Source organism: Sulfobacillus sp. TH-112, from assembly GCF_057473405.1.
The window spans coordinates 1-12432 of the sequence record NZ_JBYCKN010000074.1; the positions used below are offsets into that span (position 1 = coordinate 1).

General features: G+C 54.0%; 13 protein-coding genes. 5 read left to right on the forward strand and 8 right to left on the reverse strand.

Going from position 1 to position 12432, the window contains the following annotated elements:
* Window positions 1-210, forward strand: a 210-nt coding sequence (locus tag ACOJWD_RS04870; RefSeq protein WP_486992099.1) for a hypothetical protein, incomplete at its 5' end; no start/stop codon positions are given.
* Window positions 211-481: 271 nt separating this feature from the next.
* Here the strand turns inward: ACOJWD_RS04870 and ACOJWD_RS04875 are convergent.
* The gene (locus ACOJWD_RS04875; protein WP_486992100.1) at window positions 482-952 is read right to left on the reverse strand and encodes a COG4315 family predicted lipoprotein; all 471 of its coding nucleotides are present in this window, start codon (window positions 950-952) and stop codon (window positions 482-484) included.
* A gap of 109 nt (window positions 953-1061) precedes the next feature.
* On the reverse strand, window positions 1062-1871 hold the full coding sequence (locus ACOJWD_RS04880; RefSeq protein ID WP_486992101.1) for a hypothetical protein: 810 nt from the start codon (window positions 1869-1871) through the stop codon (window positions 1062-1064).
* A gap of 242 nt (window positions 1872-2113) precedes the next feature.
* Between ACOJWD_RS04880 and ACOJWD_RS04885 the strand changes: the two genes are divergently transcribed.
* The 4 genes from ACOJWD_RS04885 to ACOJWD_RS04900 are packed head-to-tail and all read left to right on the forward strand — an operon-like array spanning window position 2114 to window position 5594.
* Window positions 2114-2701 carry a GNAT family N-acetyltransferase gene (locus ACOJWD_RS04885; protein WP_486992102.1) on the forward strand — a complete coding sequence of 196 codons (588 nt, stop codon included), beginning with the start codon at window positions 2114-2116 and terminating at the stop codon, window positions 2699-2701.
* 18 nt (window positions 2702-2719) lie between these two features.
* Window positions 2720-3265 (forward strand): hypothetical protein, encoded by a 546-nt coding sequence (locus ACOJWD_RS04890; RefSeq protein WP_486992103.1) that lies wholly within the window; start codon window positions 2720-2722, stop codon window positions 3263-3265.
* A 21-nt stretch (window positions 3266-3286) separates the two neighbouring features.
* Entirely contained in the window at window positions 3287-4441 is a 1155-nt protein-coding gene (locus tag ACOJWD_RS04895; protein ID WP_486992104.1) for a trans-sulfuration enzyme family protein, read from the forward strand.
* Window positions 4442-4445: 4 nt separating this feature from the next.
* Window positions 4446-5594 (forward strand): trans-sulfuration enzyme family protein, encoded by a 1149-nt coding sequence (locus ACOJWD_RS04900; RefSeq protein ID WP_486992105.1) that lies wholly within the window; start codon window positions 4446-4448, stop codon window positions 5592-5594.
* Here the strand turns inward: ACOJWD_RS04900 and ACOJWD_RS04905 are convergent.
* The 6 genes from ACOJWD_RS04905 to ACOJWD_RS04930 all read right to left on the reverse strand — a co-directional run.
* Window positions 5591-7117, reverse strand: a complete 1527-nt coding sequence (locus ACOJWD_RS04905) for a class I adenylate-forming enzyme family protein (RefSeq protein WP_486992106.1) — start codon at window positions 7115-7117, stop codon at window positions 5591-5593. The two genes, ACOJWD_RS04900 and ACOJWD_RS04905, sit on opposite strands and share 4 nt — an antisense overlap.
* A gap of 13 nt (window positions 7118-7130) precedes the next feature.
* Entirely contained in the window at window positions 7131-8306 is a 1176-nt protein-coding gene (locus ACOJWD_RS04910) for a lipopolysaccharide biosynthesis protein (RefSeq protein ID WP_486992107.1), read from the reverse strand.
* A 265-nt stretch (window positions 8307-8571) separates the two neighbouring features.
* Window positions 8572-9600 (reverse strand): zinc-binding dehydrogenase, encoded by a 1029-nt coding sequence (locus ACOJWD_RS04915; RefSeq protein ID WP_486992108.1) that lies wholly within the window; start codon window positions 9598-9600, stop codon window positions 8572-8574.
* 54 nt (window positions 9601-9654) lie between these two features.
* Complete coding sequence (locus tag ACOJWD_RS04920) at window positions 9655-10428, reverse strand: tyrosine-protein phosphatase (RefSeq protein WP_486992109.1); 774 nt, start codon at window positions 10426-10428, stop codon at window positions 9655-9657.
* Between the two features lie 182 nt (window positions 10429-10610).
* The gene (locus ACOJWD_RS04925; RefSeq protein ID WP_486992110.1) at window positions 10611-11636 is read right to left on the reverse strand and encodes a glycosyl hydrolase family 18 protein; all 1026 of its coding nucleotides are present in this window, start codon (window positions 11634-11636) and stop codon (window positions 10611-10613) included.
* A 63-nt stretch (window positions 11637-11699) separates the two neighbouring features.
* Window positions 11700-12432: LCP family protein (locus ACOJWD_RS04930; protein ID WP_486992111.1), on the reverse strand; the 733-nt coding region annotated here is incomplete at its 5' end.

A 12432-nucleotide genomic window follows, 5' to 3' on the forward strand; every position in this document is an offset into this window, starting at 1 on the left:
GGCGATTGTCCATCTGACTGGCATGGGAGATCGGAGCTCTATGCCTATGCCGGCCCCTTGCCTTCGCCGATCGCGCTAGATCGCTACATGCTAGCCCTAGGGGAGAAGAGACTGAGTGTCGGTCCTTCGCCTCTGACCCGCCACACGTCTCACGACGATGAGAAGTTCATCCCGGCTCGGTCCTCAATCCTGGCTACCTATCCAACATGAGTAACGTCGTTTTAGATCTTTAGGTTACGCCGACACCCGCGTCAGTTCTAGAGAAGACGGAGCATCCACTCTCCTATTTTTTGCGTCGAGCTCTTTAAGCGGCACTAAGTCATTGAAACCGTCCTATGCAGGCCACGCCATTGTGCCGCCCCGTCAAGAGGTTCTCTCCCTCCACCAGCCGCTAGATTCCCGGCATGCTCTAGTGAGCACGCCACTCGTGCGCAGTGCGGACGGCTATTCCTCCCTATCCGTAGCCCGGAACCTAGCTTCGTTAGTGACTCCTCCATAACTTTAGCGACGGGGTGGCCACCCACCAATCATTGGTCACGCCTTCTCCCATGGCCTGACCCTTCTCCTCGTCTCCCATGTAGGTATAGAGCAAATGCCCTTGATACTCGAGTTGACCGTGAACCAAGGAAAACGTCCCGGGAGCTCCGGCGACGGAGGGCACTTTATAGGCATAGACTCGTGGCCACATTTCTGCACAGGAGTGCTGGTCGTTGCAGGCGGAATGAGTGGGCGTATCCAGCGTGTAGTAATACATCGTAAATCCATTCGCCGTCTGTAAAACCTGGGTTTTCTTTCCATTAACTAGTGCAGTGCCCACCCTAATATGCGTCCCGGAAACTCCACTGGAAACCTTGGGCGACGACGTGGCCGCCGACACCGCTGATGACGATCCACATCCCGCCATTGTGGCGGCGATAGCGATGGCCATCATGGCCGTTGTCACTTTGCCCATGCCCTGACTCCCTTCTTAATATACCGTTCAATCGATTTTTCCAGTTCGCATAGAATTCACCGTGCTGTCTCGTGGTGACGCAACTGATAGTGCCCATTTTCTCTTGCGATTAGGGATAGCGCGTCATTGAAGCGGCAATCTGAATCGCGGCATTGAGGGGATTGGTCGCGGCATCCGTGACATCGACAAAATATTCGTCGACTCCCTTTTGCCATTGCACATCGACACTCACACCAGACGATTCCGCGAGATTGACAAATATGGACCCCTGAACCTCCGGATTCGGAAGCGTTGCTCCCTCAAAGTCACTCACCAATTCTTTGGCAACCACCGTAGGTACCGCGCTTCCCGATGTATTGGTGACGGTGATATGCCACTGGGATTGGGGCCAAGTGATCGCCACCGCACTAATAGATGAGTCGCTCGTACCAAATTGGCTCACGCTTGCCGTCACGTGCGATCCCAGGTGCACTTTTTCTACCTTTTGTCTCGTGCCAGCGTTAACCGCCGTCGCATTCGTCTCCACGGCGGCCGCGGCCGTACCGATGGTAGGATAAGCTTTCGCACCATAAGTGGTCAGAACACTGCTCCCCGACAATAACTGCACGGCATATCCACGCGTGGGCGTCGTCATGACGGTACTATGCGTGCCCGAAACCCCGGAACCCAAAAACTGGTCCTGGGGCAACATGGTCGGGGCCATGAGCTGAGGGCCATTGGTCAACGAAACATGGCTCATGGCTTGGTTAACCACCACCGCGAAATCTGAGCGACTGGTGGTCGCACTGCTAGATTGGGGAGATGGAATGAGAGCCGACGATGGCAGGGCGACTTTGGCAGTGCCGCAGGCCGAGAGAAGACCTCCAGATACCATACAAACCACAACATGCACCAGCCGGATGCGAATCTTCGGGTTCATGAAACACTCCTTCTGAGACTGTCTTTCCTCTTGAAATTCCGGATCTCATAGTAACATACCCAAGATAACGTAAGCCCTTCCAGAGATGGGGCATAGGTCCCACACGCCCATGGCAGGCCAACACCTCTGGTACCCGCGACCTTCAAGAAGTTCTTCACACATGCCTTATCCGGAGATGGTATTATGGAAAAAATCTGGCGCAATTAATCTCAAGTGCCCATCTTTGACGCGAGGTGACGCTATTGAACCTAGGACCCCAAGTGCTGGAAGCCAAAACGGTGCGACTCGAGCCCCTAGCTGCGAGCCACCAGGATGGTCTCCTTGAAGCAGCCCAGTCACACGATATCTGGGAATGGCTTTCATTAAATCTCTCTCAACCGGACACGCTGACAACATGGATGGCGAGTGCCCTCCGTGATCAGGAGACGGGATCAGCCTATCCCTTTGTCGTGATCGATCGGCATACCGGAAGAACGCTGGGGAGTACGCGTTATATGAACATCCATTCTGAAGACCGTGGAGTCGAAATTGGATGGACCTGGTATATCCCCACCGTTTGGGGCACGGCCATCAATCCTGAAACCAAACTCTTATTGCTAAAGCATGCTTTTGATGATTGGAAGGCGCTTCGCGTGGTATTGCGAACCGACCACCTCAACATTCATTCACAAGCGGCGATTCGCAAACTGGGAGCCGTCTATGAAGGCACCTTGCGCAATCATCGCATTCGTCCTGACGGGACGATTCGACATTCGGTAGTCTTTAGCATCACCCCGGACGAGTGGCCCACAGTAGAACACGGTTTGGTGCAACGGTTAAAAAATCCTTAGTGGTAAGCGTGGCCTGTCATGAAAGCGCGAGATATGTCCGATCTTATCCGTGGTCATACTGTCATTGCCAATCTTCGTTATGAAATGCGGATTCTCTCAAGAGGTCGAGCAGAGCACTTGCGACTCAAGCAATTTTCCACGAAAATGGAGGTAAGAGATGGATGGAGGGATCGAGCCGTGGGAGACGCACTCTCATTTGACGTATTAGCCGCCAGTCTTCGCCAGGACACCCGCGATTTAACGGTGTTTAGCGAGGTGTTTGCTAAAAAATTGGAACAAGCCGTACCCAGTTGGGTTCACGTCGAGCGCCAAGGGGGACTCTTTCAAAAGAATCCTCAGGTGCGCCGTGTGACGGTTCAATTCGATCCATGGCACTATATCTTGGAACATCAGAAAGGCCGCGTCTCGACCTCGCGTGTCAAAATGGTCCGAGGGGTCGCCATTAAAACCGAACCGCTTGACTTGCATCCCTGGATTGATGCCCTCTCCGAGGAGATGATGAGGATGGCGGAGCAAGAATCCCAAGCACGCGAATCATTGGAGCGATTTTTACTAGACGGATAAATTCTGGAAAGAGGGATGTTGTTGAAGCTCCAATTAGACAGTGCTGTAGTCCACATAGGGGTTGGACAAGACCCTTCCCATGGTGCGGTGAGCACCCCGATTTATCAAACCGTCACCTACCAACATCCAGGCGCGGCATTAGGGCGCTACGACTACTCTCGCACTGAAAATCCGACTCGGACAAGCCTGGCGGAGGGCCTCACGCAACTCGAAGGCGGCCAAGGAGCCTCACTCTTTTCCTCGGGAATGGCGGCGATTGTCTCGCTATTTCACTTATTACATCAGGGAGACCACGTCATATTGACCGAGGACGTATATGGCGGCACCTATCGGGTATTGGTAGACGTTTTTCAACACTTTGGTCTTCGCCATACCTTTGTCGATACCCGTAACCTTGACACTGTCAGCAAGGCGATATTACCGGAGACACGGCTCCTTTTCATCGAGACTCCCTCAAATCCGTTATTAAAAATTAGCGATATTGCCGCTCTCGCGGAAATCGCGCACCAGTCCGAGATTCTGTTTGCCGTGGATAACACCTTTATGACCCCGCTGCGCCAACTCCCTCTGGAGCTTGGAGCCGACTTTTCAGTCTACAGTGCGACCAAGTACCTTTCCGGGCACAACGATGTGCTAGCAGGTGCCGTCATCGCCCGATCTCCTGAAATGGCCGAACGAATAGCCAGCATAGCTAACGCCACCGGGGGTGTTCTCGCCCCTTTTGATGCTTGGCTCACCATGCGTGGTCTCAAGACCTTGGCGGTGCGCCTGGATCGCCAAGAAAGTAATGCCCAAAAGATTGCTCAGTTTTTGAGCCAACACCAAACCATTGACGCCGTCTACTATCCAGGACTCGCCGATCATGAAGGCCGTACGCTACAGGAGCGACAAGCTCAGGGGCCTGGCGCCATGTTGTCTTTTCAGCTCAAGGACCCGAACGGCTATGTACTGCTCATGGATTCTCTTAAACTGATTTTGCCCGCCGTGTCTTTGGGAGGAACCGAGTCCTTATTGACGCATCCGTTTAATGAGACTCACCGAGAATTCCCGGAAGACATTCGCCGTCGATTGGGTATCGGTCCCGGTTTGATGCGGCTTTCCGTGGGCCTTGAGAATAGTGAGGATTTAATTGCAGACCTCAGCCAAGCTCTTCAGATTGTGAAAGGAGCCTCATAAGCTAATGCCGGACAGTTTTTCGCAAGATACCACGTTTATTCACAGCGGTGACAGCCAAGATGCCTATCATTCCCTGACACCTCCCATCTATCGCGCCACCACCTATCATCAACCCCATCCTTGGACGCCCTCGCAGTATGACTACGCCCGTTCCGGAAACCCGACCCGTCAAGCATTTGAGGAAGCGATGGCAGAGATTGAAGGCGGCTCCCGCGGTCTGGCATTTGCATCGGGAATGGCCGCGCTTACTGCCGTCTTCTTGCTATTTTCTGCAGGGGATCATCTCATTGTCACTCGAGATTGTCAGGGCGGCACACAACGGGTACTGCGTGGGGTCTTTAGCCAGTTTGATATCGATGTCAGCTACATCGATACCGACCGGCTAGACGCGGTCAAAGAGGCGCGACGTTTGAACACCCGCGCCATCTTAGTGGAAAACTTTTCGAATCCCTTTCTCGGCGTGACCGATATCGCGGCGCTTGCCGCCTGGGCTCACCAGGAAAATTTGTTGGTTTTGGTGGACAACACGTTTATTACCCCGTATTTGCAAAACCCGTTGACGCTGGGTGCCGATATTGTGATTCATTCCGCCACCAAGATGATTTCGGGCCACTCCGATGTGACCGCTGGTGTGGCCGTGACCCGCTCGGCGGCGCTGGGTGAGAAGCTCTACTTCATTCAGAATTCTTGTGGTATGGCCCTCTCGCCAGAAGATAGCTATTTAGCACTGCGCGGTCTACGTACACTACCAATCCGGATGGAACGCGCCCAAACGAACGCCTTGCAGTTGGCAAACGCCCTGACCCGGATGTCTAAGGTAACCGCCGTCTATTATCCCGGCCTTCCTGAGCATCCGGGCCACGATATTGTACAGCGCACCGTCAAAGGCTCTGGCAGTATGCTGACTTTTCGTGTCACCGAACCAGAGGTTGTCCAGCAACTGGTCAGCCAGTTTCGCTTCATCATGGTGGGAGCGGGTTTCGGCGGCACGGAAACGATTGTCTCGCTGCCTGAACTTCACTGCCATGCAGCGCTCACCCCGGAGGAACGAACCCAACGAGAAATCACCAGCGATGTGGTGCGCGTCTCGTTGGGTCTCGAAGAGGCTCACGACATCATTGCCGAGTTTGGCCGTGCGCTCGATGCCTACTAATCTTGTGGATGCGCCTTAAGCCACATATCGCGCGCTAGCCGTCGCACCACTTTGGCTGCCGGACCCATGGGCAACTCCTCAACCACCTCAATGGCATATGGTCGCTTATAGTCGGCCAGTTGCTCATGGCATCGGCTCTTTAAGCGCTCGGGATCGACCGTATGTCCTTCGCGAGCCACCACCATGGCGATGACCCGTTCACCGCGACGCGAGTCCGCAATCCCAACTACGGCGGCGAGTGCTACTGCCGGGTCGCTCAGCAATACATTTTCGACCTCGGTGGGATAGACGTTTTCACCTGCGACGATAATCATATCCGACTTCCGGTCGACTAAGAATAAAATGCCTTCAGGGGTCATGTATCCCATATCCCCTACCGTCAAGTACCCATCCGCGTCAAAGGACTCTTGGGTGGCCTCTGGTTTACGCCAATACTCACTCATCAGCGAAGGCCCACGCACATAGACCTCGCCGACATCACCTAGCGGTACCTTCTGGCCCTCGTCGCCCAAGATACGAATTTCTTGACCGATGGCCGGATAACCGACGGACCCTAATACCCCCCCAATTTCATGGCGAATGAGCGTCACAGCGCCATATTCTGTTGAACCATAGAGGTCATAGAGCTCGACATTGGGAAATCCGTTCAAAATCCGATCCCGTAAAGTGGAATCCAACGGCGCTGACGAGGTCATCATCACTCTCAGCGCATGCGGATCAATTTTCCCTTGTTCCACCGCATCTGCGAGAAATGTCAAAAGGCTAGGCACAAACATGCTATAGGTGACGCGATGATCATTCATTTCCGCAATCACATGCCCAGGGTGAAAGGCGCGATGCGGGTAAATCACACAGGTGGCTCCCACCGCCATCGAAAGCGTCACAAACCACATGGAATTGACATGAAACATGGGTAAAATGGCAAATCCGACATCATGTGCGGTAATTCCGAGTTCTGATACTAGCGAAAGCGCAATGATCACATTGCTGTAATGCGATCGCACCGCCCCTTTCGGCTTACCCGTGGTTCCTGAGGTGTAGACAATGACCCACGGGTCGTCCTCGCTCACCGTGACCACGGGAGCCTGAGACGAGGCGCTGCGACAGAGAGCGTCCCAATCACTATCCGGTTTCTCGAGAATACCTCCGGTATAGAATACCGAAAGCGATCCTGCCGCTTGCTCCAGCATGGACGCGAAATCCTTGTCGGCTAAAATCATCGATACTTGTGCATCTTGAATAGCATAAACAATTTCTCCGGGTTGCCAGCGAAGGTTCAAGGGCACTCCCACTAATCCCGCCTTCGCGAGGCCAAAATAGGCCTCTGCCATCGACAGCCCATTCGGTAGCAGTAAAGCCACCCGGTCTCCAGGTTTCAATCCCTGATTCAAAAACGCGTTCCCCATCTGATTGGCCCGTTGGTTCAATTCCCGATAGGTTAATGACTGATCTCCAAAAATGAGCGCCACTTTATCTTGATAACGCTGAGCTGATCCCTCTAATGCTAATCCGACAGTTAACATAACATCCCTTCTTTCAGGGGCCGAGGCCCGGCTTCGCCCGCGTGCGAATTTTCCTTTCCGTCAGCCCCATAACTATCACCGTCGCCACCAGCACTCCGACCATGGTGTCGGTGGTGGCGTGCACGAACGCCCCTAAGCTATGCGAATAAAGCAAACGATAAATCCAAATCATGAGTCCTAGTCCGGTGGTGGCAATAACCTCCCAACGGCTCATCGCTACCGAATAAAGCATCGCAATATTAATCAGTCCCAACGCTATCATACCGCATCCATAATAGGGCAGCCATGTGGCCACCATGATAAAGTGGGAACCTAAAATCGTGTGAACCACCCATCGTCCTTGGACTAAGAATAGCGCCTCTGCCGCCCCGGCAATCCCGCCATACATCATGAGGGTGGTCCCGAGGTAGTGGTAGCGTCTTTTCCGATCCGCGATAATCGAGGTCAGCATAACGGTCCCAAAACTCGCGGAGATAAACTGCACCGTGTGACCGATGGTGGCCAGACCGTTATATCGTCCAGCGGTCACCAGTGACAGCGAGTGTTTCGCCAAGAGGCCATCGCTTATCGACAGCAACACGTTAATCACTCCCACCACGGCTGTGCCTGAAATCACATCGGCGCGGGAGGGTTCGCGAAGCGCTGGCGCCCGCCGTGCCAACCGTCGACTGACCATAAAGGCCACAACCGCGGCCACCCCTTCGAGTACCCCTACAGAGAACAGCGGATAGAGATGCATCCAGGCCGCCAGGCTGGCCGCAATCACCCGAAATCCGCTCACCAGTACCGTGATTAGTCCCACCCAAAGATACCAACGCGCACGCTGTAAAATGCCAATATTGGCCGCCAGTGCCAGTGTCGGGACTACTTCGAACCCAAATATCACCATGAGCCAGGCATTCACATGCAACATGCGTGCAATCGGCATGGAACACGCGATGAGTGCCACCCAGATCAATAGTCCTCCACCCCAGAGTGCCCACGATTCCATGAGAGCCTCATGGCCTGGCCGGCGACCGAGTCGGGTGTATAGAAGGGTAATGACTGGGGCCGGCAGCACCAAAAACGCGGTCACATTGAGAAATGCCGTCAGATTGCCGTAATTGACCGGTCCCAAGACATGGGCCAATACCACATGATAGAGATAATTAAATAGTCCGGCAATTAGGGACGCTGATCCCAGAAGCAAATTGTCTGTCCAAAATTCCTTCGAATTCGAGTCCGTTCTCTCCCTTCAACCGCACCTCCAACAGGATCCTCTTCCAGTGTTGCCCTAGGAAACGCAAAAAATAAGAGCTGGGGGAGGTTAGTGTCTCCCCCAGCGTAATTACATCATTCACACTATTTATTGACGAATGCTAATTTCGACAACCATAACGCAATATCCTACTATGTCCCGGGATATTTCTAGTCGGATTGCGTCTAACCAGTGGAAGGGCCCGCAGGTGACCCCGCTATACGCGAATGATAATTTTCCCAAACTGTGCCCGGTTTTCCATATGCTGTTCCGCTAGCGCTAAGTCCTCCAACGTGAATTCCTGATCGATCACGGCCTTTAAACTGCCAGATGCTGCCCACTTTAGAACGTCACGCAAATTGCCACGGCTCCCTCCATAGGCGCCTACGAGTTGCAGCTCTTTAGCAAAAAGCGTCCAGAGATCCACCTCTCCGTGCCCACCCGTAAGGGTCCCACACGTCACAATCCGTCCTTGACGAGAGAGCATTTTCACGCTCTGCGGTAGCGTTTCCTGTCCGATATGTTCGAAGACAATGTCGACGCCGCGTTTGCCGGTAATGTCCCGGACCCGCGCCACCACGTCTTCGGTGCGATAGTTGACACCCCAATGCGCGTGAAGATCGTGGATCGCGCGCTCCACCTTGGCATCACTGCCTGCGGTAGCGATCACCTCTGCGCCTAAAAGCCGCGCAATCTGCACGGCAGCGCTCCCCACTCCCGATCCGGCGGCCCACACCAATACCACATCACCCGGGCGTACTTTCACGCGGTCCACCAGCATATGGTAGGCTGTCACGGTGGACAGAGTGAGTGCAGCCGCTTCGCTGTCCGAGAGCGACTCCGGAATCGGCAACAGGTTCTGCAACGGTGCCGCCATATATTGAGCAAATCCGCCCATCGAATGGAGTCCCACAATGTCACTGCGAAGACAAGTGGTTTCATGGCCATCCAGACACGATTTGCACATTCCGCAAAACAAATACGGTGCCACCGCCACGCGTTGACCGACCAATTCGCGTGAATCGTGAGCCCCGACATCCACCACTTTTCCCACGACTTCCGATCCTGAAATATGAGGAAGAGGAATCTTTCCCACCTCTCCGGCGCGAGCCATAAGGTCTAGGTGGTTCAAACCGACTCGCGATACTTCAATAATCGCGTTGCCAGGTGCGGGAGTCGGATCGGGAAAGGTCGTCCAATGCAATACTGATGTGTCGCCAAAGGTATCGAAAACCATGGCCTTCATGCTATCGCCTCCATGCCCTTCAGTATAGCAAAGGGCTAGACCGAAAGGCGATGACTAGCTGTGCCGGGCAATCAGCCATCGCCGCCAACCCAAGTACTCGCGAGGTACGAGGGCAATATCCTGGCCGTTCAAAATGCGTTCGGGTACCTCATCCATCATCCAGGAGCTCTCTTCTTCTCCGAAACGCCGCGACAAAATCTCCCGCACCGGAGACAGACGCACCGGGCGACCGGTGAGCGAATGGCCACCACTGGCTACACTTTGGATAAATCCCATTTCAATCAGATCCATACTGCAGGACTCTACATCGGGCCCGTACTTCCCCAAGAGCGAGCCTGCGGCCGCCACTCCCACCACATTGAGCGCTTTGAGGGATTGTACCCATTCTGGCTTGCGACGTAGACTCCGATTCCGCTCCGGATGCATGAGCACCATACGGTATCCTACATCCCCCAACTGCTTCAATGCCGAAATTGTGTACGATGGGAATTCGTTGGGAGGAAGCGTTAAACACAGGTATCCCGAGCGCCCAATGGCCAGATATCGGTCCGCTAAGATATCGCCTGCCAAATTCGGACCTAATTGGAGTTCCATCGCGGCCACCAGCCTCACCTTTACATGCATGGATTCACTTACCTGAGTGAGATCCGAAAAACTTTTTAGATATTGGTCGCGCGACACGTCAAAGTGGTGGTCGTTGGCATGAGCCATCGCCACCACCGTATCGATCCCATCTAAACTCGCTTGCTGCAACAGTCGAACCGCGTCGTCCAAGGTCGCGGGACCATCGTCTATCCCCGCTAAAACGTGCGCGTTTAGGTCTATCATATCGTCGTATCTCCCTGTTGTCGTAATAGCTCCGTGGGCGCAATATCTGCCCTAGGATATTCGAGCCATCCGAGCAACGTGCTGTGCCCGCTCAAATCCTGTGTTGTTCTATCATTCGACAAAGGGAGCCGGAATCCTCCTCAGTGCACCGCAAAGCAGACCGGCTCGAGACCAACATTCTTTTACGGTTGCGTACCCACTTGATGTAACAGCATCTGATAGACCGAGTCATTGGCATATCCCAGGTGCCAGAGCGCAATTCCGCCTAAGTGATCCTTCTTGGCCAGTTGAATTTTCGCATTCATCCCTTCGAGGCTTTCCCACCACGCTGTCACTGGTCCCGAACTGGTGGTATAGGTCGCACTGTCCTCTTGGTCCGTCGGGTCCCATTGGGCATGTTGGTTCATGGTGGGCGTAACGGCGTTATAGGGCACCGTACTGGCATTGGTGCTCCCCTGGGGCCAGACATACCCGTATACCGCAATACCTAAGTCAATCTTTTTGGAAGGCACAGACTGTTCCATGCGGGTGAGGATATTTTGCACCCACGGCGTGGCAGCGACTGGCCCAGGGCCCGAACCATCATCGTGCTCATCGTAGCTCATCAGCGCAAACTGGTTCACCTCAGGGGTGAGTTTACTCCAATCATACGCCGGACCCGAATTGGGCACCACGTCTAAGGTAATGACCGATCCCCGAGGCATAAAGTCGTGCAGATCAATCATAAATCCCACCAGTTCTGCAGCAAGGCTGGTATGTGCGGGCTCAAAGTCAATATTGACCCCTTGAAAATGCTGGGACTTCACCATGTCAGCGATGGACCTGGCCGCACGCACTCGCGTCAAGGCATTTCTCAAGAACGCTTGGGTTCCCGTGTCATCGTTGACAAGCGGGGTCACGGCAACGTGGTGCTTCCGCACGTCGGCTAAAACACTGGTATCCACCCGATCGACCAACCCGCCGGTCGCATTGACCCCATACCAGAAGGGTGCGAAATCCGTGATGGAATGGGGATACTTATATAGTCCGGCAAGTCCACTGCTATCATCGTTGGCCCAAAAGCCCAGCACCTGCATAGGGCTCGAGCTCTTGGACGTGCCAGAGCTAGCTAACGCGTGACGACTCACCATACTCGCTTGTGCCGGGCCCAAAATCAAAGTCAGGCTTGATATCAAAGGAAGCACCGTGACCGTCATCCACCGTTGCATGCCTGCATCACCTCGACGGGAGTATGTCCGCGAGCATGTCTCCCGACACTGGTTATTTTTTCCTTACGGTCGCGCTGCTGAATTTAAGTGAAAGTCCGCCCCGACAGTAATGACCATATCCAATCCAGCATAGTCGTGATAGGGGCTTTCGGTAATCGCCGTGTCGCTAGCCGATGTACCAATCGCAGCCGCCATGCGCTGTACCAGGTACTTGTCTCCGGTAAAATCGAGAATCTCATTCTGCACGTGATCATGGCTATTGGCCCAAATGACCCCATTGACTGAAAATCCTCGCGCCTTGAGCCAAGCCGCCAATTGGTCAGCCTGCGTCAAGGTGTCGGTCCCTGAGCGCACCGTGATATGGACAGATGCGCGATCGGCTGCCGTGAGCGGCTTCTCCAACACGATTTCATCCACCATCAGGTGCATCAGATTTTTATCTAGCACCCAATAATCCAGTTCTTCGTGCATATAGGGATCCATAGCGGTAATAGGATGACCCGGCAGCGTGGCGTAGCGGATATCGCTCTGATTGACATGCCGTGCTAAAAGACCTAGTGCTACTTCTTGTTTCAGGGTGAGATTGGTATACACAATGTCGTGGCTTAATTTGGTAATGACCTCTGGCAGCTTCACAATTTCCGAAGGGGTGAGAAGTTTCTTCAAAATCAGTTTGACAATATATTGCTGCTGCTGGATACGACTAATGTCCCCCAATGGCTCTTGACGGACTCGTACGTAGTTGTCACCACCGCCAGCTTGCCGCCGGCGTCGCCGGCGGCGACGCCGTCGACGA

Coding starts and splice junctions, on each gene's coding strand:
- ACOJWD_RS04920 (WP_486992109.1), bottom strand. CDS start 10,428: ATGATAGACCTAAACGCGCACGTTTTAGCGGGGATAGACGATGGTCCC.
- ACOJWD_RS04875 (WP_486992100.1), bottom strand. CDS start 952: ATGGGCAAAGTGACAACGGCCATGATGGCCATCGCTATCGCCGCCACA.
- ACOJWD_RS04925 (WP_486992110.1), bottom strand. CDS start 11,636: ATGCAACGGTGGATGACGGTCACGGTGCTTCCTTTGATATCAAGCCTG.
- ACOJWD_RS04905 (WP_486992106.1), bottom strand. CDS start 7,117: ATGTTAACTGTCGGATTAGCATTAGAGGGATCAGCTCAGCGTTATCAA.
- ACOJWD_RS04880 (WP_486992101.1), bottom strand. CDS start 1,871: ATGAACCCGAAGATTCGCATCCGGCTGGTGCATGTTGTGGTTTGTATG.
- ACOJWD_RS04900 (WP_486992105.1), top strand. CDS start 4,446: ATGCCGGACAGTTTTTCGCAAGATACCACGTTTATTCACAGCGGTGAC.
- ACOJWD_RS04915 (WP_486992108.1), bottom strand. CDS start 9,600: ATGAAGGCCATGGTTTTCGATACCTTTGGCGACACATCAGTATTGCAT.
- ACOJWD_RS04890 (WP_486992103.1), top strand. CDS start 2,720: ATGAAAGCGCGAGATATGTCCGATCTTATCCGTGGTCATACTGTCATT.